Genomic DNA, 26,348 nt, shown 5'->3' with positions numbered 1-26,348 from the left:
CCCAAGGATAAAACATCATGCAAAAACAAGCCCATCACCTTACCCTGGCTGCGTATGCGCCATCCCGGCCGCCGCTGCGCCGTACCGCGCTGGCGCTGCTGATTGCCGGCTGCTTCCACGCGGCCCACGCCAGCCCGGCCCTGCCGCAAGTGGTGCACGGCCAGGCCACGTTCAACCAGCAGGGCAATCTGTTTTCGATCACCAATACGCCGAACACCATCATCAACTGGCAAAGCTTCTCGGTCAATCCGGGCGAGATCACGCGCTTTATCCAGCAAAATGCCAACAGCAGCGTACTGAACCGCATTACGGGGCAGGACCCCAGCAAAATCCTCGGCTCGCTGCAGTCGAACGGCAAGGTGTTCCTGATCAATCCGAACGGCGTGCTGTTCGGCCGCGACGCGCGCGTGGACGTGGCCGGCCTGGTGGCGTCGAGCCTGGCCCTGTCGAACCAGGATTTCCTGGCCGGCAAGATGAATTTCAATGCGGGCGACGCGGCCGGTTCCGTGATCAACCAGGGATCGATCAATGCCGGCAGCGGCGGGCAGATCCTCCTGATCGCGCCGAACGTGGAAAACAGCGGCGTCATCACGGCGCCCAATGGCGACGTGCTGCTGGCCGCCGGCCACAGCGTGCAGCTGGCCGATGCCGCCAATCCCGATCTGCGCGTGGTGCTGTCGGCCCCTGCCGACCGCGCCATCAACGTGGGCCAGATCATTGCCCAGGGTGGGCGCATCGGCATGGCCGGCGCGCTGCTGAACCAGCGCGGCGTGCTCAACGCCAGCAGCGCGGTGGTCGGCGAGAACGGCAAGATTGTGCTGAAAGCAACCGGCAAGGCCGTGCTGGAAGCGGGCAGCGTCACCACCGCCGTCAACACGGCCGGCAAGGGTGGCGAGGTGACGGTACTGGGCGAGCAGGTCGGCATGCTGGGCAACGCCAGCGTGGACGCCAGCGGCGCCACCGGGGGCGGCACGGTCTTGCTGGGCGGCGACTACCAGGGAAAAAATCCCGCGATTGCCAATGCGCGCCAGGTGGCAGTCGACAGCGACGCCAGCATCCGGGCCGATGCACTTGCCACGGGCGACGGCGGCAAGGTGGTCGTCTGGGGCGACGCTACGGCGCGCGTGCATGGCAGCATGTCGGCGCGCGGCGGGGCGGCTTCCGGCAACGGCGGCCTGGTGGAAACCTCGGGCCATTACCTCGATGTGGCAGGCATCCGCGTCGACACCAGCGCACAGCGCGGCAAGCGCGGCAACTGGCTGCTCGACCCTTACGATATTGATGTGGTGTCCAATTCCAGCGGCCAGCTGGAGAACTTCGACCAGTTTGCCGATGCGCCAGCCACAGGCAGCTCGACCATCAGCGCCGGCACCATTTCGGGCGCGCAAAGCAATGTGACCTTGCAGGCCTTGCATCGCATCAATTTCAACAGCGCCATCAATATCGTCAAGGCGGGCGTGGGCCTGACGGCGATGGCCGGCGAGTCCATTATCGTCAATGCGCCGATCAGTACGCAGGGCGGCAGCATTACCTTGTCGGCCAATGACGCCACCGGCGGCAGCGCGTATGGCCTCGGTTCCGATGTGGTGTTGCACGCAGGCATCAATACCTATGGCGGCGCGGCTTATCTGTCGGGCGCCAGCATCACCAGCAACGCTTCTGGCTGGGTCAATGTCGGCAACGGCAACCTGACCCTGCGCGCCAATAACGCGCAGGGCGGCATCAACCTGACCGGCAGCGGCGACCAGCTGCTCGGCAGCGGCGCCTATGGCCAGCTGGTGACCTTGCAAGCTGACAATATCAGCCTGGGCGGCAATCTTCATTTCGGCGGCGCCGCCGGCTTTGCCGAAGTGGTGTTCAAACCCCTGACCGACGGGCGCCAGGTGTATGTGGGCAGCAAGCCAGGCAATGGCCTGGGCCTGACAAATGCCGAACTGAACCGGATTTCCGCCAACACGGTCACCATTGGCAGCGCCACGGCGGGCAACCTGACTGTCAGCACGCCGGTCGATCTGGTCAACCTGGGCGATACCGTCGGAGTGCGCAACCTGCAGCTGGAAACCGGCGGCAACCTGGCGGTATCGAACATGGTGGCGCTGCGCCAGGACGGCAGCAGCCTGCGCGCCACGGCCGGCGGTGCTTTGAGCGTGGGGGCCGGCGGCGGCCTGTATGCAGGCGGCACGGTCAGCCTGGTGGCCGACAACATGACCTTGGGGGGCGCGGCGCAATCGATCTCGACTGCAGCGGACGGCACGGTCAGCCTGGCGCGGCGCAGCAACACGGGCAGCATCGAAGTGGGCGGCAGCGCCGCCGACAGTGGCACCAGCCTGGGCCTGTCCACTGCAGAGCTGAGCACCATTGGCGCACCGACTATCGCCATCGGCAGCACGGACTTTGCCGGCACGCTCGATGTAAAGGGCGGACTCGACCTGACAAGCCTTGCCACCCTCAATGCGCTGGCGCTCAACAGTGGCGGCGGCATCAACCTGAACAGTGCGCTGGCGGTGGCCAAGGATCTGACCCTGCAAGGCGGCGCCATCAGCGCTGCCGGCGCTGTCAATGTGGGCGGCAACTTTTTGCTCGACGGCGGCAGCTGGGTGCAGAACGCCGCCAGCCTGCCGGCGTTTTTCGCCAGCAGCTTCAGGGTAAGCCGCGGCACGTTCCTGCGCGCCACCGGTGGCGACGGCAGCGTGGCCGCGCCGTACCAGATCGTCGACGTGTACGGCCTGCAAGGCGCCGGCAAGCAGATCAACAACACCAATTACCTGCTGGCCGGTGACATCGACGCCAGGAGCACGGCCAGCTGGAACGCGGGCGCCGGTTTTGCGCCGCTGTTCAGCGGCGACGAATTTGCCTACACGGGCATTTTTGATGGCGGCAATCACAGCATCCAGGGCCTGGTCATCAATGGCGGCGCCAATACCTCGTACTTCGGCAGCGGCCTGTTTTCCAGGGTGCAAGGTGGCACTATCCGCAATCTGAACATGGCAGGCGGCAGCGTCATCGGCGGCAATAACGTCGGCGCGCTGGTGGGCAACAACAGCGAAGGCACGCTCAGCAACGTGAGCAGCAGCATGGCGGTCAGCGGCAACAGCAATGTCGGCGGCTTGGCCGGCAGCAACAGCGGCAGCATCAGCAATGCCAGCGCCAGCGGCAATGTCACGGGCCTGGCAGGCGGCATGGGCAGCGGCAGCGTCAGCGGATCCATGATCGGCGGCCTGGTCGGTTCCAACAACAGTGGCGGCAGCATCAGCGTGGCGCGCGCCAGCGGCGCCGTCAGCGGCCCTGGCGAGCAGATCGGCGGCCTGGCCGGCAATAACGACGGCGCCATTGCGCAGGCGTACGCCACCGGCGGCGTGGGCGGCTCGGCCAATGTCGGCGGCCTGGTCGGGCGCAACAGCGGCACCATTGCCGACGCCTATGCCACTGGCGCCATTGGCCTGGCCATCGACAGCGACCAGACAGTAACGCGCCAGAATATCGGCGGCATGATCGGCTGGAGCGTGGCCGGCAGCAGCGCCAGCCGGCTGTACTTCAGCGGCAATGTGTCGGGCAGCGGTTTTGTCTCCGGCACGGTGGGCGCCGTGGTCGGCCGGGCCGATCCGGGCGCCGGCGTGGGGCCGGCCTTTTTCAACTATGAAACCTCCGGTACCTATTTCGACCAGGGCGGCTCGAGTGGCCGCTCGACCGCGCAGATGCAGCAGCAAGGCAGTTTCGGCGGCTTCAATTTTGGCGAGAATGCCGTCTGGCGCATCTACGACGGCTATACCACGCCAATGCTGAAAGCTTTTCTGACGCCATTGCAGGTCACCGCCACCGGCGGCGGCAGCAAGGTGTATGACGGCCAACTGGCCAGCTTCGCGGGCAGCCTCGGCTATGTGGGCCTGACCAATGGCGACCTGGCGGCCAATGGCACGGCCGGCTACGGCAATGCACTGAACGTCGGCACCTATGCGCTGGGCGGCCTGTGGTCGACCAAATACGACATCAGCTATGCCGGCAGCACCACGTTCGCCATCACGCCGCGCGCCCTGACGCTGGCCGTCAGCGGCAGCAAGATCTATGACGGGGCGCTGGGCCTGGGAAATGCCACGTTTACACTCGGTAATACGGTGGCCGGCGATACGCTGGGCGTGACCGGCACGGCGCAGTTTGCCGACAAGAATGCCGGCGCCGGCAAGCTGCTCAATGCCAGCAATATCGTGCTGTCCGGCAATGAACTGGGCAACTACACGCTGGCGAGCACAGCCAGCGGCAGCGGCGATATCAGCCGCGCCAGCCTGGGCGTGAGCGACATCCATGCATCAGGCAAGGTGTATGACGGCACGGCGAACGCCACCGTCGGCGGCACCTTGTCCGGCGTGATCGGCAGCGACCAGGTGCAGTTCTCGGGCGCGGCCGCCAGTTTCGCGGACAAGAACGTGGGCAGCGCGAAGACCGTCAGCTACACCATCGCCGGCGACAACCTGGCAGGCAGCGATGCCGGCAATTATGTGCTCACGGGTGCGGGCGGCAGCACCAGCGCCGACATCACGGCGCGTACGCTCAATCTGGCCTTTGCCGGCGTAGGCAAGACCTATGACGGCAGCGTGCTGGCGAACGTGACCATCAGCGACGACCGCGTGGCCGGCGATGTGCTGGCGGCCTCGGCCAGTGCCGCGTTCGGCGACAAGAATGCGGGCAGCGCCAAGGCGGTGACAGTCCGTGGCGCCAGCCTGTCCGGCACGGATGCCGGCAACTATGTACTGGCCAGCACCAGCGGCAGCACCACCGCCGATATCGCGCAGCGCACGCTGAACCTGGGCTTTACGGGAACCAACAAGGTCTACGACGGCGGCACCGCTGCGGCAGTTGCCATCACCGACGACCGCGTGAGCGGCGATATCCTGAGCGCCTCGGCCACGGCCGCCTTTGGCGACAAGAATGCCGGCAGCGGAAAAACTGTGGCGGTGCGCGATGCGGGCCTGTCGGGTACCGATGCGGCCAACTATGCGCTGGCCAGCACCGCTGGTTCGGCCACTGCCGATATCACGCAGCGCGAATTGAACCTGAGCTTTACCGGGGTCAGCAAAGTCTATGACGGCGGCACGGCCGCATCGGTGATCGTTGGCGACAACCGCATCGCAGGCGATATGCTGACGGCCTCGGCCAGTGCGGTGTTTGGCGACAAGAATGCCGGCAGCGGCAAGACAGTGACGGTGAACGGTGCCAGCCTGTCGGGTACGGATGCGGGCAACTACGCTGTCGTCAATGCTGGCGGCACTACCACGGCCGATATCACGCAGCGTGCGCTTGACCTGAGCTTTGCCGGCGTCAATAAAGTGTATGACGGCGGCACGGCCGCATCGGTGATTGTCGGCGACAACCGAATTGCCGGCGATGTACTGACGGCCTCGGCCAATGCTGCGTTTGGCGACAAGAATGCCGGCAGCGGCAAAACCGTCACGGTGCGCAATGCCAGCCTGTCGGGCGTGGATGCAGGCAACTATGCGGTAGTGAATACAAGCGGCACGGCAACGGCCGATATCACGCAGCGCGCGCTGGATCTGAGCTTTACAGGCATTAATAAGGTGTATGACGGTGACACGGCCGCATCGGTGCTTGTCGGCGACAACCGCATCGCCGGCGATATGCTGACGGCGTCGGCCAGTGCGGCGTTTGGCGACAAGAACGCTGCAGGCGGCAAGACGGTCACGGTGCAGAACGCCAGCCTGTCGGGCGTGGATGCAGGCAACTATGCTGTGGTGATTACAAGCGGCACGGCAACAGCCGATATCACGCAGCGCGCGCTGGACCTGAGTTTTACCGGCGTCAGTAAAGTCTACGACGGCCTGACCGGCGCGGCCGTCACCATCGGCGACAACCGTATTGCCGGCGATGTACTGACCGCTTCGGCCAGTGCCGCCTTCGGCGACAAGAATGCCGGCAGCGGCAAAACCGTCACGGTGCGCAATGCCAGCCTGTCGGGTACCGACGCGGGCAACTATGCCATCGTCAATACCGGCGGCAGTACCACAGCCAGTATCGCGCAGCGCGATTTGACCTTGAGCTATGCCGGCGTCAATAAAGTTTACGACGGTGGCACAATGGCATCGATCATCGTCGGCGACAACCGTATTGCCGGCGATGTGCTGACCGCCTCGGCCAATGCGGCGTTTGGCGACAAGAATGCCGCTAACGCCAAGACGGTGACGGTACAGGATGCCAGCCTGTCAGGCACCGATGCGGGCAACTATGCCATCGTCAATACCGGCGGCAGCACCACAGCCAGTATCGCGCAGCGCGGCCTGACCCTGAGCTTCACTGGCGTCAATAAAGTCTACGACGGCGCGACCGGCGCGGCCGTTACCATCGGCGACAACCGTATTGCCGGCGATATGCTGACGGCCTCGGCCAATGCGGCGTTTGGCGACAAGAACGCCGGCAGCGGCAAGACGGTGACGGTGCAGAACGCCAGCCTGGCGGGTAGCGACGCGGGCAACTATGCTGTCGTCAATACCGGCGGCAGCACCACAGCCAGTATCGCGCAGCGCGAATTGACCCTGAGCTTTGCTGGCGTCAATAAGGTGTATGACGGCGGCACGAGCGCTTCTGTGATTGTCGGCGACAACCGTATTGCCGGCGATATGCTGACGGCCTCGGCCAGCGCGGCGTTTGGCGACAAGAATGCCGGCAGCGGCAAGACGGTGACCGTGCAGAACGCCAGCCTGGCGGGCACCGACGCGGGCAACTATGCCATTGTCAATACCGGTGGCACGGCAAGTGCCGATATCGCCCAGCGCGGCCTCGACCTGAGCTTTACCGGCATCAATAAGGTCTATGACGGTGGCACGGCCGTATCGGTGCTTGTCGGCGACAACCGCATCGCCGGCGATATGCTGACCGTGTCGGCCAGTGCCGCCTTCGGCGACAAGAATGCCGGCAGCGGCAAGACAGTGACGGTACAGGATGCCAGCCTGGCGGGTAGCGACGCGGGCAACTATGCCATCGTCAATGCCGGTGGCACGGTCACTGCAGATATATCCCAGCGCGCCCTGAACCTCAGTTTTGCCGGCGTCAACAAAGTCTACGACGGCTTGAGCGGTGCGGCCGTCACCATCGGCGACAACCGTATTGCCGGCGATGTGCTGACCGCCTCGGCCCGTGCCGCCTTCGGCGACAAGAATGCCGGCAGCGGCAAGACAGTGACGGTACGCAATGCCAGCCTGTCGGGTGCCGATGCCGGCAACTATGCCATCGTCAATACCGGTGGCACGGTCACTGCAGATATATCCCAGCGCGCCCTGAACCTCAGTTTTGCCGGCGTCAACAAAGTCTACGATGGCTTGACCGGCGCGGCCGTCACCATCGGCGACAACCGTATTGGCGGCGATGTGCTGACCGCCTCGGCCAATGCGGCGTTTGGCGACAAGAACGCGGGCAACGGCAAGTTGGTGACAGTGAACGGTGCCAGCCTGTCGGGTACCGACGCGGGCAACTATGCCATCGTCAATACCGGTGGCGTTACCACCGCCGATATCGCCCAGCGCGCCCTGAACCTGAGTGTTGCCGGCGTCAACAAGGTCTATGACGGCAGCAGCAGCGCTGCGGTCAGCATCAGCGACAACCGCGTGGCCGGCGACGTCCTGACGGCCTCGGCGAATGCGGCGTTTGCTGACAGGAATGCCGGTGTCAACAAGACCGTCACGGTGGGCGGCATCGCGCTGGCCGGTGCGGATGCCGGCAACTACCGTCTTGATGCGACTTCAGCTACCACTACCGCCACCATCGCACAGCGTACGCTCAATCTCGGCTATACGGGCGTGGACAAGGTGTATGACGGCGTGACCGGCGCGCAAGTGGCATTCAGCGATGACCGCATTGCTGGCGACGTGCTGACGGCCTCGGCCAGCGCGGCGTTTGCTGACAAGAACGCGGGCACGGGCAAGACGGTGACGGTGCAAAATGCCGCCTTGTCGGGTGCGGACGCGGGCAATTACCGCCTGGCATCGAGCAGCGGCGCGACCAGCGCCAGCATTGCGCGCGCAGCGCTGGTATTGAGCAGTGTCAGCGCCGGCGACAAGGTCTATGACGGCACGCTCAATGCCAGCGTGGGCGGCAGCGTGGCTGGCGTCATCGGCCAGGATGCGGTCAGCCTGTCGGGCGGCAGCGGCACCTTTGCAGACCGCAACTATGGCACCGGCAAGACCGTGACCGTCAGCGGCTTTGGCCTGGCGGGCGTGGATGCCGGCAATTACGTGCTGACCTCGAACAGCGGCGTGACGCAGGCCAGCATTGCGCAGCGCGCGCTGTCGACCTGGATCGGCGCCAACGGCGGCCTGTGGAGCGACGCGGCCAACTGGGAAGGCGGCGTGGTGCCGGTTGGCGCCAATGTGCTGGCGGCCGATTTCGCGGCCAGTACCGGCAGCGTGGTCTACACGGCGGCGGCGGGTGACACCGTGCTGGGCAGCTTGAGCTTGCGCGGCGGCCTGAATCTTTCCGGTGGCAGCCTGTCGGTCAATAATGCCTTGACGGTGGCCAATTACGCGCAAAGCGGCGGCCTGCTGGGCGGGCTGGGCAATGTCACGGTCGGTAACAGCTTCAGCCAGAGCGGCGGCGCCATCGCTATCGGCGGCAACCTGGCCATCACGCAGGCGACGGGCGACCTGCGCCTGGCCTCGCTGACGGCCAACAGCATCAGCCTGAACGCGGCTGCGGGCGCCATCAGCCAGAGCGGCGCGATTGTCGCCGCCAGCCTCGCCACGCAATCGCAAGCCGGCACCGTGTTGAACGACGCCGGCAACCGCGTCAAGACCTTCAGTGCCGGCAACAGCGGCGCGGGCGGCATTGCGCTGACCACTACCAGCGCACCCGATGTGCTGCTGCTGGGCAGCCTGGCAACCGGTTCCGGCGACGTGCGCATCGAAAGCACGGGCGGCATCGAAAGCCATGTCATCAATGCCAATACCGGCAATGTGACCCTGATCGCGCACAGCCCCGTCAATGTGCAGGGCGCCATCAGCGGCAATGACGTGACCGTGCAGGCGAGCACCAACGTGGCCTTCGGCGACGGCGCGCGCGTCAATGCGGTGCGCACGATTGCGGTGACGGCCGGCACCGGCGTCACGTTCGACGGCGCCGCCACCATGGATGTGCAATCGACCGGCGGCATCAATGTGCTGGCGCAGAACGGCGACCTGACGGCGGCCGACACCGTGCGCATCAACAGCCGCGGCGCCCCGGTGTCGCTGCTGGCGCCGAATGGCCGGGTCAATGTGCCGGCCTCGGTACTGGTGGCAACGCCGGTCACGCCGCCTGTCGTTCCGCCGGTGGTTCCGCCCGTTGTGCCGCCAGTCGTCCCGCCTGTTGTGCCACCTGTTGTGCCACCTGTCGTGATTCCTGCCGTGCCATCCAACGTTATCGGTACCGTGAGCAACTACGTGCCGGCCATCAGCGAGCAGTACAACCCGCTGAACCATATCAGCACGCCCAATACTGTCAGGACGCCATTGCTGGCGGACGCCACCTCACCAGAATCGACCAAGGAAACCCCAGATGATCTCAAGAACAGCATCAAAAAGACCTACTGCAACTAGGCCCATGCTGGCGTGCGTCGCTCTGTGGCTGGCGCTGATGGGCGTGAGCCTGCAGGCGCTGGCGCAGGTGGCCGGCACGGTCACGCAGCTGAGCGGGCCGCTGATGGCGAAAAAGGCCGATGGCAAGGTGAAAATCCTGTCGCTCAAGTCCGAGGTGGAATCGGGCGATACGCTGATGACGGAGAAAAACACCTATGCGATGGTGAAATTCATTGACAGCAGCGAGATCACGCTCAAGCCGTCCACCACCTTTGTCGTCGAGCAGTTTGCCTACCAGGCCGACCAGCCCGATGGCGACCGCGCGTCGTTCAACCTGGTCAAGGGCGGGCTGCGTTCGCTGTCCGGCCTGCTGGGCAAGCGCAACAAGGAAAAGTTCTCGCTGAAAACACCGGCTGCCACCATCGGTATCCGCGGCACGTATTTTATTGCCGAGTACGTGGCGCCGTCGGTGCCTGCGCCAGCGCCGCTAGCATCATCACCCGTGCCTCCTGTAGCGCCTGCACCAACGGCAGGCAGGGCGCCCGGCCTGTACGTGCAGGTGCTCGATGGACTGATCCATGTGACCAATCCGGGCGGCACGCAAAATTTCAGCGCCGGCCAGTTCGGTTTTACCCCGGGTTTCACGCAGCCGCCGGTGATCGTGCCGGCCAACCCGAGCATGCAGTTCGCGCCGCCGCCCGTGTTCAATTCGAGCACGGGTCCGGCCGCCAGCAACACGCCGGGCAAGTCCAACAACGTGGATTGCGAAGTACGCTGATTTCCGCTTGACCTTCCCATCGTTGGATGGCTGATCCTGCAGGCATATAATCTTGCCTACAGGATCAGCGCCATGCAGCCAGCTTCAACTTCCCCCTACTTGCAGTCTTTCACGGTCGACGGCATGACCTGCGCCTCGTGCGTGGCCCGCGTCGAAAAAGCGCTGGCGGCCGTGCCGGGCGTGACTGGCGCCAGCATCAACCTGGCCACCGATACGGCCAGGGTGATGTCCAGCCAGCAGGTTCCGCTGGCCACCTTGCAGGCCGCGGTCAGCAAGGCAGGCTATGCGCTGGCGACACAGGAAATCGATCTCCAGGTGGCCGACATGACCTGCGCCTCGTGCGTGGGCCGGGTGGAAAAAGCGTTGCTGAAAGTGCCGGGCGTGTTGAACGCCAGCGTCAACCTGGCCACCGAAAGCGCGCGCGTGACGGTCAGCGGCGTGGGCGCGTCCACCCTGGTGGCGGCAGTCACGGCTGCCGGCTATGCGGCCAGCGTGCCGCAGCAGGGCGAAGTCACGCCCCCAGCGCCATCGCGCGATGGCCTGAAAGTGGTGCTGTCCGGCCTGCTGGCGCTGCCGTTGATGGCGCCGATGCTGCTCGAATGGCTGGGTATGCACCTGATGCTGCCGGGCTGGTTGCAGTTCGCACTGGCGACGCCGGTGCAGTTTTATTTTGGCGCGCGTTTTTACAGGGCGGGCTGGAAAGCGGTGCGGGCCGGTAGCGGCAATATGGACCTGCTGGTGGCGCTCGGCACCAGCGCGGCATATGGTCTGTCTCTGTATCAATGGCTCACGGCGGATGGCATGCTGCCGCACCTGTATTTCGAAGCATCGGCAGTGGTGATCACGCTGGTGCTGCTGGGAAAATGGCTGGAAGGACGCGCCAAGCGCCAGACAGCCTCGGCCATCCGTGCCTTGCAGGTGCTGCGTCCCGCGTCGGCCCGCGTGCGGCGCGATGGCGTGGACAGCGATGTTGCTGTGGAACAGGTGAAACTCGATGACCTGGTGGTGATCCGCCCCGGCGAACGGGTGGCCGTCGATGGGGTGGTGGTCGAGGGCGCCAGCCAGGTGAACGAGTCGCTGATCACGGGCGAGAGCCTGCCGGTCGACAAGCATGTGGGCGACCGGGTCACGGGCGGCGCCATTAATGCCGATGGGCTGCTGGTGGTGCGCACGCTGGCGGTCGGGGGTGAAACCACCCTGTCGCGCATTATCCGGCTGGTGGAAGACGCGCAGGCGGCGAAAGCGCCGATCCAGCATCTGGTCGACAGGGTCAGCGCGATTTTCGTGCCAGTGGTGCTGGGGCTGGCGCTGCTGACCCTGCTGGGCTGGTGGCTGTTCAATGGCGACCTGGAGACGGCCATCATCAACGCCGTGGCGGTGCTGGTGATTGCCTGTCCGTGCGCGCTGGGGCTGGCCACGCCGACCGCCATCATGGCCGGCACGGGCGTGGCGGCGCGCTACGGCATCCTGATCAAGGATGCGGAGGCGCTCGAGGTAGCCCATGCGGTGACCACGGTCGTGTTCGACAAGACGGGCACGCTGACGGTGGGCAAACCGTCGCTGGCGGCCCTGCATGCGCATGGCGTGGCCGAAGAGCGGCTGTTGCAACTGGCGGCCAGCATCCAGCGCGGCAGCGAGCACAGCCTGGCCACCGCCGTGCTGGACGCGGCCGGGGCGCGCGGCATCGTTTCGTTGCCGGCGAGCGGATTGTCCGCCTTGCCTGGCCGTGGCCTGGCGGCGCAGGTCGACGGCCTCGACCTGAAACTGGGCAGCACGCGGCTGATGCTGGAGCTTAATGTGGACCTGGCGCCGTTGCAGGCCCAGGCACAGGCGCTGGAAGCGTCCGGCAACACGATTTCCTGGCTGGCCGAGGGCACGCAACTGCTGGGGATGTTTGCCTTCAGCGACCAGGTCAAGCCGAACGCCGCTGCCGCGATTGCCCATTTGCATGCTCTGGGCATCCAGACTGTCATGCTGACCGGCGACAACCAGGGCAGCGCGAATGCGGTTGGCGCGCTGCTCGGCATCGGTACGGTGGCCGCCAAAATGCTGCCGGGCGATAAAACCGCTAGAATCGTGGAGCTGAAGAGCGCTGGCGCAACAGTGGCGATGGTAGGCGACGGCGTCAACGATGCGCCGGCGCTGGCGGCGGCCGATGTCGGCATCGCCATGGCGACCGGCACCGACGTGGCCATGCATGCGGCCGGCATCACATTGATGCGCGGCGACCCGGCACTGGTGGCCGATGCGATCGACATCTCGCGCCGCACCTACGGCAAGATACGGCAGAATCTGTTCTGGGCATTCGTGTATAACCTGATCGGCATTCCGCTGGCCGCGTTCGGCCTGCTGAACCCCATGGTGGCGGGCGCGGCGATGGCATTGAGCTCGGTCAGCGTGATCAGCAATGCCCTGTTGCTGCGGCGCTGGACGGCGCGCAGCGCAAGCGCGAGGCGCCCATACAAAGGATGAGAGCAAATGAATATCGGCCAGGCGGCAAGCGAGACGGGTGTGTCGGCAAAAATGATACGCTATTACGAGAGCATCGCCCTGTTGAAACCGAGCGCGCGCAGCGACGCCGGCTACCGCATCTACACGCCGCAGGACCTGCACGCGCTGCACTTCATCAAGCGCTCGCGCAACCTGGGCTTTTCGCTGGAACAAATCCGTGAGTTGCTGTCGCTGTGGCAGAACGACCAGCGCGCCAGCTCCGATGTGAAAACCATCGCGCTGGCCCATGTGGCCGATCTCGACAGGCGCATCGCGGAACTGAGCGACATGCGCAATACCTTGAGCCAGCTGGCCAGCGCCTGCCATGGCGACGACCAGCCCGATTGTCCGATCTTGCAGAACCTGGGGCTGGCGATGGCCGAGGGCGGTAGCAGCAAGGCATGTTGTGGTTAATGTCAAAAACGGTGTTTACAAGCTGGACCACGACGTTCTTTTTAACCCCGGATAAAGTTCCAGGGTCAGGCCCTGAGGATCTGACCCTGGCATTTCGCCGTTGGGGCAAGCCATGGCATTGACGGGTAATGCAAGTGCATGTGCGGGCCAGGGCCGTTAATACTGAAGCAGCACCATCGGCAGGCAACTGAGCAGCACACCCATCGCGCCCAGCACCGCGCAGGCGGCCGTGGCCCAGTGCAGCAGGCTGATGTTGCCGCCCGCATGCAGCCGCCGCAGCGCGCGCCAGCACAACATCGCCAGCATCCCCAGCGCCAGCAGCGACGCGATGAACAAGATACTCATCAGGGTTACCCTGTCAAAGCGTCCCTGCTCGGCCGCGACAATATAGCAAAAGAAAAAATGCACGCCCCAGACCAGCAGCGGCAGCGATGGTGGCAGCATGCGGCGGAACAGATGATCGAGGGCGGCCATGGTTGCTTTTCCTCTCTACGCCATCAGCGACGGCATCAAATGCACGATGGTAATGCCGACGATGCCCTGCAGGGCCGTACCGTGCCACAGCAGGCTGCAGTTGTCGAGCGTGACGCGGTGCAGCGGCAGCAATCGGTTGGCCCAGGACCGGGCGCACAAAAACCCCGCCACCAGCACCAGGATCGCTACATGGAAACCCTGGTAGGCCAGCAGCGCGGCGACGGTGGCGGCCCAGGCGCTGGCGGTCGGCGACAGGCCCGCCTGCGCGTGGCTGTACCAGGCCATGCCGAAGCCGGCCACGGCGCAGGCCAGCGCCAGCAGCACGGCCAGGCGCAGCAGTCCTTGCCGGTTTTTCAGTTGCAGACGGCGCGCCCACAGCATCATGGCCGAACCGAATATCAACAGCGCGCAGGCGGCCCATGGCCACAGCGGCGCCGGCAGGCGGGCGCCCGGCGGCGGGCAGATCTGCAGCGCCATCGCGCTATGGATATGGGCAAAGGCAAACGCGGCAAAGATGCTGGCGTCGACAATCAGCATGATGATGGTGGCGCACCAGGAATGCGAAGCGGGCCCGCTGATGCCGACCGGCAGCACGACGCTGTCCGACACGCGTGCGGTGGACAGGGGCGGCGTGCTGTCGGACTGCCACATCCAGGCAATGATGGCAATAATGGCGGCAATGCCGCAGGCCCATGCCAGCAGGGTCTGTTCAATGGTCAGCAGCAAAAAAAAGCCGGCCGTGCCCAGCGCGCCGACCAGCGGCCAGGCGCTGTCGCCCGGCAAAATCTGCAGGTACAGCGGACGCGCCTGGATCGGGCTGGTGATAATGGTTTCGCGCAGCCCCGTCACGGTGCCGGGCAGCCAGTGCCGGCCGGCCACCACTTCCCCGGGCAGATCCGGCTGGTCCCACAGCGGGTGGCGCGAGCGGATGTCGGGGATGCTGCGCACGGCGTAGTCTTCCATCGGCAGCCATTCGAGCGTGGCGGCGCGCCACGGGTTGCCGTGTTCCTGCTTCGGTTTGCGCAGGGTGCGGACAAGATCGATAAAGAACAGCACGATGCCCAGCGCCAGTACCAGCGCGCCGATGCTCGACGCCAGGTTCAGGTTGTTCCAGCCCATGTCCGCCGGATAGGTGTAGACGCGGCGCGGCATGCCCCACAGGCCTGTCAGGTGCATCGGGAAAAACGCCAGGTTGAAGCCGCCGAACATCAGGCCGAATACCCAGCGCGCGCAGCGCTCGGACAGGCGGTGGCCGTTGACCAGTGGCAGCCAGTAATAAAAGCCGGCAAACATCGGAAACACCATGCCGCCGATCAGCACGTAATGCAAATGCGCGACGATGAAATAGGTATCGTGCGCCTGCCAGTCGAACGGCAGCACGGCCACCATCACGCCCGTCAATCCTCCCAGCACAAAGATGAACATGAAGCCCAGCAGGAACAGGGTGGGCGCGTTGGCTGGCGACGCCTGGCCGCGCCACAGGGTGGCGATCCAGGCAAATACCTGCACGGCAGTCGGGATCGCCACGGCCATGCTGGCGGCCGATACCAGGCTCATTTCCAGCACGCCCAGGCCGGCCGTAAACATATGGTGGGCCCACAGCGCAAAGCTGAAAAAGCCGACCGCCAGCAGCGCCGCGACGATCGAGCGGTGGCCGACCAGCGCGGTGCCTGCCAGCGTGGGGATCATGGTCGAGACCATGCCGGCGGCGGGCAGGAAGATGATGTAGACCTCGGGGTGGCCGAAAAACCAGAACAGGTGCTGCCACAGCAGCGGGTCGCCACCGCGCTCGACAATGAAGAACGGCCAGTCGAAGGCGCGCTCCATTTCCAGCAGGGTGGTGCCGGCGATGACGGCCGGAAAGGCAAACACGATCATCACGCCGACCACCAGCATGGCCCAGGCATACACTGGCATTTTCGACAGGCTCATGCCCGGCGCGCGCGTGTACAGAATGCCGACGATCAGTTCGATCGCGCCGGCAATCGCCGAAATTTCGATAAAGCCGATGCCCAGCAGCCAGAAGTCGGCGTTCAGGCCCGGCGAATATTCCTTGCCCGTCAGTGGCGGATACATGAACCAGCCGCCATCGGGCGCCAGGCCCCAGAACAGGCTGGTAAAGAAACCCAGGCCGCCGACCGCATAGGCCCAGAATGCATACGCCGACAGGCGCGGAAACGGCAAATCACGGGCGCCAAGCATGCCCGGCAGCAGGTAGACGGCAATCGCCTCGACCACGGGTATGGCGAACAAAAACATCATCACCGTGCCATGCATGGTGAAGATCTGGTTATAGGTGCCGGCCGACAGGAAATCATTTTCCGGCACCGCCAGCTGCAGCCGGATCAGCAGGCCCAGCACGCCGGCCAGCACGAAAAACAGCAGCGCCGTGCCGATATACAGCAGGCCGATATTGTTGTTATTAACGGTGGTAAAAAAGCGCCAGCCAGTGGGCGTGCGCCAGACGGCTTCCAGCTTCGGCAGTTCGTCCGGTGGACGGGGCAGGGAGCTTGGCAGGGACTGTGTCATTGCAATTGCTCCAGATAAGCGGTAATCGCGGCCAGGGTTGCACTGTCGAGGTCGCTGGCGGCCGGCATGCGCACGCCGGGCTTGCTGGCGTGCGGATCGGCGATCCAGCCGGCCATCGCGCCGGGGCTGTTGCGCAGGGTGCCCGCGCCCAGGTACAGGCGGCTGCCGATATGCGTCAGGTCCGGTCCCAGCCGTGCCTCGTCTGCCACGCCGCGCACCGTATGGCAGGCCACGCAGCGCCGGGCGACAAATGCGTCGCGCCCGCGCAGCGCCAGTTCGCCGGCCGGCGTGACGGCAGGTTTCGATTGATTGGCCAGCCAGGCGGTGAACTCTTCAGGCGTCTGTACCACCACATGCAGCGCCATGCGCGCATGCTGCTCGCCGCAATATTCGGCACACTGGCCGCGATAGACGCCGGGCTTGTCGGCGCGCACGGTCAATCCGTGCAGGCGGCCCGGCAGCATGTCGACCTTGCCGGCCAGCGCCGGCACCCAGAAACTGTGGATCACGTCGGTACTGGTCAGGCCCAGATACACGCTTTGGCCGGCCGGCAGGCGGATTTCATTGGCCAGCACGATATCGTGTCCCGTGGCCGGGTCCGTATAGCGCACTTCCCACCACCACATCTTGGCCGTCACCGCGATCTTGACCGCATGCTGCGACGAGGGGCGCGTCAGCTGCGCGCTGCGCAGCGTGCTCCACGCCAGCAACGCGGACAGCACCACCAGCGGCAGCACCACGCCGCCGCCGATCAGCCAGCGCAGCGGCCGCACGGGCGCGCCCGATTTTTTGCGCCGCAGCGCCAGCGCCAGCAACACCATCATGCCGATCAGGACCACGCTGGCGCCGATGATCAGCAGCCACGACAGGTTGTGGATGACAGTGGCGTCCGGTCCGGCCGGATGCAAGGCCGATTGCAGGAAGTTGCGTGCGCTCATGGCAGTCCATACAAGTAGGCCGCCATGTCGCGCGCCTGGTCCGGCGACACGCCCATGGCCGGCATGGCCGTGCCCGGCTGCATGGACTGCGGATCGACGATCCAGCGCACCAATGTTTCGGGCTGGTTCGGGAACTGGCCGGCGATATAGCTTTGCTTGCCCATATGGGCCAGGCTGGGTCCCACATGGCTGCGTGCGGCGGGCACCTGGGGAATCTGGTGGCAGGCGCCGCACTGGAACTGCGCCAGCAAACGCTGGCCCCGCTCTGCATTGCCGATAGTGCCGGCTGAGGCGGGCGGCTGCGGCGTATCGCGGCTGTCGCAGCCGGCCGCCAGCACGGCCAGCAGGCACAGGCTGGAGCGCCAGAGTGTTGCCCGATGGCTTGGGGAGTTGCGCACGATTGCATCCTGCTGAAACCTGTTGAATCTTTATAGTACGATAAAGCTATTATTTCCTTGCGTTCAATAGAAATGCCGGCGAAGCAAGCCGGCAGCCACTTTCAAAGGAGTCGCCCTGATGACATCGCGCCGCGCGACCATCGTCCGCACCATTGCCGCCACCTTGCTGCTGTGCGGCGCCACTGGCGCGCTGGTGGGCGTGTTTGTGCTGAAAAGCGGCTGGTACAACATCGGCGCCACCAAACAGCACTGGCAACCCGTGTACAGCGTGCTGGAGCAGGGCATGCACGAGTCGGTACGCCACCATGCCGGCGAGGTCAAGGTGCCCGCGCCCCTGGCCGCTGGCGCTGCCAAAGCGCAGCTGGTGGCCGGCGCCGGCCTGTACCGCCAGCATTGCGCGCAGTGCCATGGCGCGCCGGGCGTGGCGCAGGATGCGATCGGGCAGAGCATGCAGCCGATACCGGGTCCGCTGGTGGACGCGGCCAAGCGCTGGCAAAAGAACGAGCTGTACTGGATCACGCGGCACGGCATCAAGATGAGCGGCATGCCGGCCTGGGGCCATCATCTCGATGAAGAGCAGCTGTGGGCGGTGGTGGCCTTTCTCGGCCAGTTGCCGGCCATCTCGGCACAGGACTATGCGCAACTGGCGAAGGCGCCAGCTGCGCCGGACGACCAGCCGCAAAGCACAAGGAAACGCGCGCCCAATCCCGCCACCAGCATCGAACGGGGCAAGGTGGCGCTGACGCAATTTGCCTGCCGGGCCTGCCACATGATCCCCGGCATCACGGGGTCCGAGGTGTTTGTCGGTCCGCCGCTCGACAAGCTGGCGCAGCGGCGCTACCTGGCCGGCCGCCTGCCCAATACCAGCGCCCATCTGCAGCAGTGGCTACGCGACCCGCAAGCGATCAAGCCGCACACGGCCATGCCGAACCTGGGCGTCGGGCCGGACGATGCGCGCGACATGGCGGCCTACCTGCTCAGTCTCGATTAAGGAGAGAATATGCGTGCCGAGGTGTCCAGCCCTGAATCGCATGCCGCGCAGCCCGTCATCGAACGCAGCTTCGTGCAGCGCGTGGCCATCGTGTATGGCCTGGGCGTGCTGTTCATGCTGGCGCTGGCGGCGCTGTGGTTCGGCGCCGATGTGCTGCTGCTGATCTTTGCCTGCATCCTGTTCGCTTTGCTGCTGCACGAACTGAGCCGGCGCCTGGCCAATCGCCTGCGCTGCCGGCGCGGCATTGCGCTGGCCATCGTGGTGCTGGTGCTGCTGGCCGTGATCGGCGGCGGCGGTGCCTTGATGGCGCCGCAGATCGGCGAGCAGGCGGCCAAGCTGGGCACGGTGGTGCCGGAAACCATCGAGCAGCTGCGCGCAGCGGTACAAAAAAATGCCTTCCTGCGCAGCCTGGCCACCGACCTGCCATCGAGCGAGCAGATCCGCAAGCAGCTGCTCTCCCTGGTGCCGAACGCCGGCCTGTTTTTTTCCGGCGTGCTGGGGGCTTTGGGCAATGTGATCATCATCGCCTTTGTCGGCCTGTATTTCGCGGCCCAGCCCAAGGTGTATGTCGACGGTTTCGTGACGCTGATACCGCAGGCGCACCGGCCCCGTGCGCGCGAAGTGCTCGATGAAATCGGCCGCACGCTGGCGCAATGGTTGCTGGGCAAGTCCATCTCCATGGTGGTGGTGGGTTGCGCCACCGCCATCGGCCTGTCGCTGCTGGGCGTGCCGCTGGCGCTGATCCTCGGCGTAATTGCCGGCCTGCTCGACTTCATTCCATATGTGGGGCCGCTGATGGCCGGCGTGCCGGCCGTGCTGATCGCGTTTTCGATCAACCCCACGCTGGGCGTATCGACCATCGCGCTGTTCGTGGCGATCCAGCTGCTGGAAGGCTATCTGGTGTCGCCGCTGATCGAAGCGAAAACCGTGTCGCTGCCGCCGGCGCTGACTGTCGTGATGCAGCTGCTGTTCGGCGCCCTGTTCGGCCTGGCCGGGGTGGCGCTGGCCACGCCTTTGAGCGCCGTGCTGATGATCCTGACGGTCATGCTGTACGTGCAGGATGTGCTGCACGACGATGTGCAACCACCTTCCCGAACCGACTCCTGAAAGGCTGAACCATGAGCGCACCGTATCTGCTGTATTACTGGCCCACCATCCAGGGCCGCGGCGAATTCGTCCGCCTGGCGCTGGAAGAAGCGGGCGCCGACTACCAGGACGTGGCGCGCCTGCCCGAACGCAAGGGCAAGCAGCAGGGCATGCCCGCCATGCTGGCCTGCCTCGATGGCGACGCCACGCCGCAGGTGGCGTATGCGCCGCCGGTGCTCGGCCATGGCGAGCTGCTGATCGCGCAGACGCCGAATATCCTGTTTTACCTGGGCAGGCAGCTGGGCCTGGCGCCGCGTGCCGAAGCGGGGCGCCTGTGGCTGAACCAGCTGCAGCTGACCATGGCCGACTGGCTGACGGAAGTGCACGACACGCACCATCCGCTGTCGATGGCGCAGTATTATGAAGACCAGGCGGCGGCCGCATCCTTGCGCGCGCAGGATTTTCGCGAAACGCGCCTGCCGAAATTCCTCGATTATTTCACGCAGGTGCTGGCCAATAACGGCAGCCGGGGCAGCTTCCTGGTGGGATCAAGGCTGACGTATGGCGACCTGTCGCTGTTCCAGATGATCGCCGGGCTGCGCTATGCGTTTCCGCAGGCGATGGAACGGCTGGCGCCGCGCTGCCAGGCGCTGTCGGACCTGCACGACAGCGTGGCGGCGCGGCCGAATATCGCGCGCTACCTCAAGTCGAAACGGCGGCTGCCGTTCAGCGAGGAGGGGATATTCCGGCATTATCCGGAGCTCGATGGGTAAGCCGGGTTCGCCACCCTGGCGCAACCCGTACCAGCCAGCAAAGGGGCCGGCTTATCCGACCGAGGCGGATTTGCTGACCGGATAGCCGGCTTCGGCGATGGCGGCGCTGATGGCGTCGAGCGCCTTGTCGGAGCCGACCCTGACGCTTTTTTCTTCCAGCTCGATCTGGACTTGCGCCTGCGGATCGACCGACTGCACGGCCTTGGTGACGGCGCTGACGCAATGGCCGCAGGTCATGTTTTCAACTTGTAACTGGTACATGGCTATTCTCCTCAAGTGGTTAGTCATTCCACTATAGGCCTTCCTGCGGGGGGAAGGTCAAGCGCCGCGCGTATCGTGCAACATGTCGTGCGGCGCCTGGGCAGCATCACGTCAGCGTGTAGTTTTGCGGCTGCAATGGCGGCGGCACCTGTCCGTCCTGCAGCGACTCGCGCAGGTTGATCTCGATCGTGCGGCAGATGGCCGACAGCGGCAGGTCGTTGGCGTCTTCGCCGAATGGCTCTTCGATCTCGTCGCCGAGCGCGTCGAGGCCAAAAAAAGTGTAGGCGACGATGGCCACCACGAACGGCGTCATGAAGCCGAGCGAGTCGACCAGGCCGAACGGCAGCAGGAAACAGTACAGATAGGCGGTGCGGTGCAGCAGCAGCGAATACGAAAACGGAATCGGCGTGCTGCGGATGCGTTCGCACGAAGCGCCGGCGCCCACCATGGCCGAAATCGAATTGTCGAGCTGGGCCGCCAGGATGGTGTCGATGCGTTTTTCGCGCACGCAGCTGGCCAGGTCATGGCCCATCTGCTGCATCAGGTAGTCGGACGGGTTCGACGACTTGCAGGCCAGCGCCCACTCGCCGGGCCGCAGCAGCGGCTGCAGGTCGGCCGCGCCTGCCGAATCGCGCAGCTGGTGGCGCAGCGCATGGCAAAAGGCGATGGTGCGGCAGACCATGCGCACGCGCACGTCGTCGAGTCCCAGTTTTGCATGCGCTGCCGTGTCGCTGGTAATCATGCTCTGGCACTGGCGCGAAAAGTTGCGGCTGCGCAGCACCAGTTCGCCCCACAGCTTGCGCCCTTCCCAGTAGCGGTCGTACGCGGCCGTATTGCGAAAGCCGAGGAAGATCGCCAGCGGCAGGCCGATCAGCGTAAACGGGATGGTGGTCAGGATCACCTTGTGGTCGAACAGCGTGCCGTGGCACCAGGTGACCAGGGTGGCGATCAGCGTGTTGACGATCAGGGTCACGCGGATGCGCGGCAAAATCGAGCCGCGCACGATCAGGAACAGCCGCAGCGCCGAAGGGCGTTCGCGCACGATCATGGCGTGCTCCCGGAGCTGATGGAGGGGAAGGGCAGGTGCTGCGAACGACAAGCCCGCACGGAATGCGGGCTGGAATGGGTGTGCATGGGTGGCAGTGTAGAGGAGACGGCAGGAGTATAGGCCGCTGGCAGGCGGGCGGCCAATTCAGAAGCGGTATGCCAGTTATTCATTTTATGAATGTATATTTCATGAATTGATAAAAATCATGAGCCGGACGCTCTATCATGCCTGATTTTCCGGCGGTGTTCCTGTTGCTGGCGTTTGAGTTCCCGGTTCAGGCCATAGCCCCTGTCTTGCAGCCAGCCGCAGTTGCACGGCCGGCGTTTGAACAAGTCAGCGATATCGCAGGCGTCGCACAGGCAATCGGCAGATACGCAGTCGGCAGAGGGCAGGTCGCAGCCGGCATCGCAAAAGCCGGCCTGGGCCTGGTGGCGGGCGGTGCGATGGGAAACCGTCCGTTCACGCTGTGCACGATGCTGCTCGCCGCAGTCATGCAGCCGGCGCCGCAGCAGTGTCAGCCCCTGCGTCAGTCCGAAACGCTCGATCACGCGGTAGCCGTAGGCCGAGCAGCTGTCGCGTCCCGTCAGCAAGCGATAAGCGCAGGAAAACCCCTTGAGCGGTGACATATAACGCTGGTAGAGCCGGATGGCGAGCAGGGCGGTGGAGGTAAAAATGGTGGCGCTCCCATGCATTTAAAGCAGGCAGCTTACTTTCAGTCCTGTTTTTCGGCAACTATTTGCGGCCGCTGCTATGTTCGTCCCCGAACGGTAGGGTTTTGCATTTTCCTGCATACTGAAAAACTACCCATGCAATCGCGGGGCGTCATGACAAAGGAAAACAGATGAGCTATCAGACCACGAATCCGTACAGCGAACAGATCGAACAAACCTTCACGCCGCACAGCGACGCGCAAATGGAAACCATCCTGGCCCAGGCAGCCACTACCTTCGAGAGCGACTGGCGCAAGCGCAGCTTCGCCGAGCGCAAGGAAGTGGTCAAGAAAGCGGCCATGCTGTTGAAAGAGCAGCGCGATGATTTCGCCAAATTGATTACCCTGGAAATGGGCAAGCTGTTCAAGGAAGCGCAGCAGGAAGTGTCGCTGTGCGTGAAAATCCTCGACTACTATGCCGACAATGCCGAACAGTTCCTGGCGCCGAAACAGCTCGATGTCAAGCGCGGCGAGGCCAGCGTGGAAATCGCACCGCTGGGCGTGATCTTCTGCGTCGAGCCGTGGAACTTCCCGTACTACCAGCTGGCCCGCGTGGCCGGTCCGAACCTGATGGCCGGCAATACGCTGGTGGTCAAGCACGCGTCGAACGTGCCGCAATGCGCGCTGGCGTTTGAAAAACTGTTCACCGATGCGGGCGCGCCGGCCGGCGCCTACACCAATGCCTTCTTCTCCAGCGAGCAGGTGGCCACCGCCATCGCCGACCCGCGCGTGCAGGGCGTGGCGCTGACGGGCAGCGAGCGGGCCGGCGCATCGGTTGCCGCCACCGCCGGCAAAGCCTTGAAAAAGACCACGATGGAGCTGGGCGGCAGCGACGCCTTTATCGTGCTGGACGACGCCGACATGGACCTGGCGGTGAAACTGGCCGTGATCGGCCGCATCCAGAATTCTGGTCAGGTGTGCGACGGCTCCAAGCGTTTCATTCTGGCCGACAGCATTGCCGACACCTTTGTCGAACGCTTCCAGGCCGAGCTGGCCAAACTGCAAGCGGGCGACCCGATGGATGCAGCCACCACCCTGGCGCCGTTGTCGAGCGAAGCGGCCCTGGAGCTGGCCGTGAAACAGGTGGGCCAGGCGGTCGAAGGCGGCGCGAAAGTGCTGCTGGGCGGCAAGCGGGTTGACCGCACGGGCTACTTCATGGAGCCGACCATCCTGACCGATGTGACACCCGACAATCCCGTCTACTACCAGGAGTTCTTTGCGCCCGTCGCCATGATCTTCCGCGTGAAAGACGAGAACGAGGCGATCACGTTGGCCAACGATTCGCCATTCGGCCTGGGCGGTACTATCATTACCACCGATATCGCGCGCGCCAAAAAACTGGCCAGCCAGATCGAGACCGGCATGGTCTTCATCAACTCGCCGGCGATCACGGCGCCGGACCTGCCATTCGGCGGCGTCAAGCATTCCGGCTACGGCCGCGAATTGTCGGACCTGGGCATCATGGAGTTCGTCAACCGTAAATTGGTGCTGGTGGGATAAGCCTCAAGGTACCGTAACCTCGCAGCTCGGATCAGCGTGGCATCGCCACGCTGATCCGACATTCGCCATCCTCACCACGATCCCGAAGCTCCGCCTCCGCCCGAGCGCCCGCCACCACCGGTGGTGCCGCCGCCACCCGACGAACTGCTGCCTGACGATCCGCTGCTACCACTGCTACGGCTGTCATCGCGCTCCCGCTTGCGTGCCGGCCCGCCACGCGCAAACCCCAGCGAAAACAGATAAACTTTCAGCCACGCCAGTGTCTTGCTGCGCGCCTTCGGCAAGTGATATTTGCGTACATTGTTCGCCACCATCCGCCAGCGCAGCAGCAGCCAGGCCAATATCACCGCGCCCGCGCCGATCCAGCCGCGCCAGTCGCTGGCGAACAGCAGCACCACCGATACCGTCACGATCACGCTGGCCAGGAGGCCGAACACGCCGGCAAACAGCGACATGCACAGCCCGAACAGCAGCAGGACGCCGAACAGGCCCAGCACGATCCATTTGGCGGCGCCCGAAATTTCCCTGTCTTGCGTGCCTGCGCTGGCCAGCGGCGCGGCTGCCGGCTGGCCCGAGATCACGGCCAGCATCGCGTCGACGCCAGCGGCCACGCCACCCTCGGTATCGCCCTGTCTGAAACGGGGCGTGATTACCTCGCGCACGATGCGCGCGCTTGCCAGGTCCGTCAGCCTGTCTTCCAGGCCATAACCGGTTTCAATGCGCATCTTTTTGTCGCCGGTGGCGATCACCAGCAGCGCGCCATCATCTTTGTCCTTGCGGCCCGGCTGCCACTGTTCGAACACGGCCACGGCGTAGGCCTCGATCGAGGTGTCCGCAGGCAGGTGCGCGACCGTCAGCACGAATACCTGGTGTCCGGTCTGTGTCTCGAACGCTTTCAGTGTCGCATCGATGGCCGGACCGCGCGCGGCCAGTACGCCGGCGTAGTCGTTGACATGCGATTGCAGGGCCGGAACGGACAGCGTCGCATACGCGGGCGTCGATTGCAGCAGGAAAAGCATGCACAGCCATCGGCTGGCGCGCAGGAAGCAGGCTGCGGCTCTGTTCATCATGCACCTGTCGCTTTCAAGCAGTAAAGTCCGAATGCCACCAGCCACGCCAGCAACACCGCCAGCCCCGGCAGCAGCAGCCATTTCGCCACCGTCTCTTCCCACGCCACAGACGGTTTGCCGCCGCGTGCGATGGCCAGCAGCGCCTGGCCGCCGTTCAACCCGCCAAACGGCAGCAGGTTGAGCGCGCACAGTTTCACGCTGACCAGCGCGAACACCAGCATGAAGCCATGCGCATGGGCAAACGCGTCGCCGTCGGCCAGCAGCTGTTGCGCCGTGCTCAACGGCGCCAGCGCCCCCGCGATAATCTGAACAAACGCGCCCGTAAAGCTGTGCCAGCCTTGCGCCCCCAGCAAACCCAGCGCCAGTATCAAGGGTGCCGCCACGCCGCTGAGCAACACGGCGAGTTGCTGCCATAGCGGCCGTTCGTTGTAGATGTCGCCACCAGCTTCGTCATCGTCAATCTGTTCTTCACGCGTGTCTTTCAGCACCACGCTGCCGGCAAACGGCAGCAGCCTGAGCTGCGCCTTGCCGATTGAAAACAGGGTGGGCCCCACACCATAGGCGATGCGGCGTATCGTGATGCCGAAGGCGCGGGCAGACAAGGCCATCACGGACACATGGATCAGCATGAACAGGAAAGTGGCGAGCAGGAACTGGAAGACCGGGTGCATGGCGGAGGAAGAGAGTTGACGAACCGTATTAGAGCATGTTGCCTGCAGAAACTGCGCTCCGCCTGAACTCTTGTAGGATGTGCAATCTTATGCGGGAAGACTGCGGCATGGCGGGCATGACAGGGAGGACACGGGATGAGATTCGCAAACAGATGCGTCATGGCGTTGCTGGCAATGGTCTTGTGCTGTCTCGGCACTGGCTGCGGCGAGCCGACAAAACTTTTCGCTTTGGTCGGCTATAACCATACCGAGCATGGGATAGGCAGCTATATCGTGACGACATCCGACGGTGCGTGGCTGGAGGCCGGTTATCTGGATACGGGCCAGGGCGGCGGCGGCATGATGGGCACCGTCTCGCTGCCAAGAAAATGGAAGCCGGGCATTACGGTTACCATCACCATGTCCACCGTAAAAAACGGCCAGGACATCCGGGTCGAAAAGGTCGTGCCTGTACCCCGTTATGACGCCGATGCCAACTACTTTGTCGTGCATTTCCTGCACGACGGCAGATACAAGGTCCTGGTTACCGGGGTTCTGCTGGGGCACCGTGAATATCCGCTGACCGGCAAGGAAGCGGAACTGGAGCCGGGCAAGCCGCTGGAAATCATCTGGGAATAATGTTTCGACGTCGCGACAGCACACGGGCGCGGACAGATTCCACTGC

Annotated in this window: 18 protein-coding genes; 9 read left to right on the top strand and 9 right to left on the bottom strand. The window is 64.6% G+C overall.

The annotated features are described in order from the left end of the window. Positions 1 to 17: 17 nt before the first annotated feature. From RTQ46_RS18165 to cueR, 4 genes are all read left to right on the top strand, one after another. Entirely contained in the window at positions 18 to 9,575 is a 9,558-nt protein-coding gene (locus RTQ46_RS18165) for a YDG domain-containing protein (protein WP_312438776.1), read from the top strand. Positions 9,576 to 9,579: 4 nt separating this feature from the next. Next, positions 9,580 to 10,332 carry a FecR family protein gene (locus tag RTQ46_RS18160; protein ID WP_312438774.1) on the top strand — a complete coding sequence of 251 codons (753 nt, stop codon included), beginning with the start codon at positions 9,580 to 9,582 and terminating at the stop codon, positions 10,330 to 10,332. A 72-nt stretch (positions 10,333 to 10,404) separates the two neighbouring features. Then, positions 10,405 to 12,804 carry a heavy metal translocating P-type ATPase gene (locus RTQ46_RS18155; RefSeq protein WP_312438773.1) on the top strand — a complete coding sequence of 800 codons (2,400 nt, stop codon included), beginning with the start codon at positions 10,405 to 10,407 and terminating at the stop codon, positions 12,802 to 12,804. A gap of 6 nt (positions 12,805 to 12,810) precedes the next feature. Beyond that, a complete protein-coding gene (gene cueR / locus RTQ46_RS18150; RefSeq protein WP_312438772.1) occupies positions 12,811 to 13,236 on the top strand; it encodes a Cu(I)-responsive transcriptional regulator in 426 nt (141 codons plus the stop codon). 156 nt (positions 13,237 to 13,392) lie between these two features. Here the strand turns inward: cueR and RTQ46_RS18145 are convergent, their stop codons facing one another. Genes RTQ46_RS18145 through RTQ46_RS18130 form a run of 4 tightly spaced genes read right to left on the bottom strand, consistent with a single transcriptional unit; the run spans position 13,393 to position 17,575 of the window. Further along, positions 13,393 to 13,710 carry a hypothetical protein gene (locus RTQ46_RS18145; protein WP_312438771.1) on the bottom strand — a complete coding sequence of 106 codons (318 nt, stop codon included), beginning with the start codon at positions 13,708 to 13,710 and terminating at the stop codon, positions 13,393 to 13,395. Positions 13,711 to 13,725: 15 nt separating this feature from the next. Beyond that, positions 13,726 to 16,239, bottom strand: a complete 2,514-nt coding sequence (locus tag RTQ46_RS18140; RefSeq protein WP_312438770.1) for a cbb3-type cytochrome c oxidase subunit I — start codon at positions 16,237 to 16,239, stop codon at positions 13,726 to 13,728. After that, positions 16,236 to 17,177, bottom strand: a complete 942-nt coding sequence (gene coxB / locus RTQ46_RS18135) for a cytochrome c oxidase subunit II (RefSeq protein ID WP_312438768.1) — start codon at positions 17,175 to 17,177, stop codon at positions 16,236 to 16,238. The genes RTQ46_RS18140 and coxB overlap by 4 nt, the downstream gene beginning before the upstream one ends. Beyond that, positions 17,174 to 17,575 (bottom strand): cytochrome c, encoded by a 402-nt coding sequence (locus RTQ46_RS18130; RefSeq protein WP_312438766.1) that lies wholly within the window; start codon positions 17,573 to 17,575, stop codon positions 17,174 to 17,176. The genes coxB and RTQ46_RS18130 overlap by 4 nt, the downstream gene beginning before the upstream one ends. A 118-nt stretch (positions 17,576 to 17,693) precedes the next feature. Here RTQ46_RS18130 and RTQ46_RS18125 point away from each other — a divergent pair, with 118 nt between their 5' ends. From RTQ46_RS18125 to RTQ46_RS18115, 3 genes are read left to right on the top strand one after another with little or no spacing between them, the layout of a single operon-like run. Continuing rightward, positions 17,694 to 18,566, top strand: coding sequence for a c-type cytochrome (locus RTQ46_RS18125; protein WP_312438765.1), 873 nt, complete (start codon positions 17,694 to 17,696; stop codon positions 18,564 to 18,566). A gap of 9 nt (positions 18,567 to 18,575) precedes the next feature. After that, positions 18,576 to 19,673 carry an AI-2E family transporter gene (locus tag RTQ46_RS18120; RefSeq protein WP_312438763.1) on the top strand — a complete coding sequence of 366 codons (1,098 nt, stop codon included), beginning with the start codon at positions 18,576 to 18,578 and terminating at the stop codon, positions 19,671 to 19,673. An 11-nt stretch (positions 19,674 to 19,684) separates the two neighbouring features. Continuing rightward, positions 19,685 to 20,425 (top strand): glutathione S-transferase family protein, encoded by a 741-nt coding sequence (locus tag RTQ46_RS18115; protein ID WP_312438762.1) that lies wholly within the window; start codon positions 19,685 to 19,687, stop codon positions 20,423 to 20,425. Between the two features lie 51 nt (positions 20,426 to 20,476). On the opposite strand, the gene RTQ46_RS18110 is transcribed toward RTQ46_RS18115, so the two are convergent. From RTQ46_RS18110 to yidD, 3 genes are all read right to left on the bottom strand, one after another. Next, positions 20,477 to 20,686, bottom strand: a complete 210-nt coding sequence (locus tag RTQ46_RS18110) for a heavy-metal-associated domain-containing protein (RefSeq protein WP_312438760.1) — start codon at positions 20,684 to 20,686, stop codon at positions 20,477 to 20,479. Between the two features lie 106 nt (positions 20,687 to 20,792). Beyond that, positions 20,793 to 21,734, bottom strand: a complete 942-nt coding sequence (locus RTQ46_RS18105) for a bestrophin family protein (RefSeq protein ID WP_312438758.1) — start codon at positions 21,732 to 21,734, stop codon at positions 20,793 to 20,795. A 203-nt stretch (positions 21,735 to 21,937) separates the two neighbouring features. Next, on the bottom strand, positions 21,938 to 22,426 hold the full coding sequence (gene yidD, locus RTQ46_RS18100; RefSeq protein WP_312438757.1) for a membrane protein insertion efficiency factor YidD: 489 nt from the start codon (positions 22,424 to 22,426) through the stop codon (positions 21,938 to 21,940). A 149-nt stretch (positions 22,427 to 22,575) separates the two neighbouring features. On the opposite strand from yidD, the gene RTQ46_RS18095 reads away from it, so the two are divergent. Then, entirely contained in the window at positions 22,576 to 23,943 is a 1,368-nt protein-coding gene (locus RTQ46_RS18095) for an NAD-dependent succinate-semialdehyde dehydrogenase (protein WP_312438755.1), read from the top strand. Positions 23,944 to 24,014: 71 nt separating this feature from the next. Here the strand turns inward: RTQ46_RS18095 and RTQ46_RS18090 are convergent, their stop codons facing one another. Together RTQ46_RS18090 and RTQ46_RS18085 are read right to left on the bottom strand one after the other, a co-directional pair. Then, positions 24,015 to 25,013 (bottom strand): TPM domain-containing protein, encoded by a 999-nt coding sequence (locus tag RTQ46_RS18090; protein ID WP_312438753.1) that lies wholly within the window; start codon positions 25,011 to 25,013, stop codon positions 24,015 to 24,017. After that, complete coding sequence (locus RTQ46_RS18085; RefSeq protein WP_312438751.1) at positions 25,010 to 25,684, bottom strand: site-2 protease family protein; 675 nt, start codon at positions 25,682 to 25,684, stop codon at positions 25,010 to 25,012. Before RTQ46_RS18085 ends, RTQ46_RS18090 begins: the two co-directional genes overlap by 4 nt. Before the next feature lie 159 nt (positions 25,685 to 25,843). On the opposite strand from RTQ46_RS18085, the gene RTQ46_RS18080 reads away from it, so the two are divergent. Next, positions 25,844 to 26,302, top strand: coding sequence for a DUF3304 domain-containing protein (locus tag RTQ46_RS18080; RefSeq protein ID WP_312438749.1), 459 nt, complete (start codon positions 25,844 to 25,846; stop codon positions 26,300 to 26,302). The last annotated feature ends 46 nt before the right edge of the window (positions 26,303 to 26,348 follow it).

It is taken from the genome of Janthinobacterium sp. (assembly GCF_031995485.1).
Classification (GTDB): Bacteria; Pseudomonadota; Gammaproteobacteria; order Burkholderiales; family Burkholderiaceae_D; genus Janthinobacterium.
Note: the sequence above shows the minus strand (reverse complement) of the source record. Positions and strands in the feature narration are given on the sequence as shown.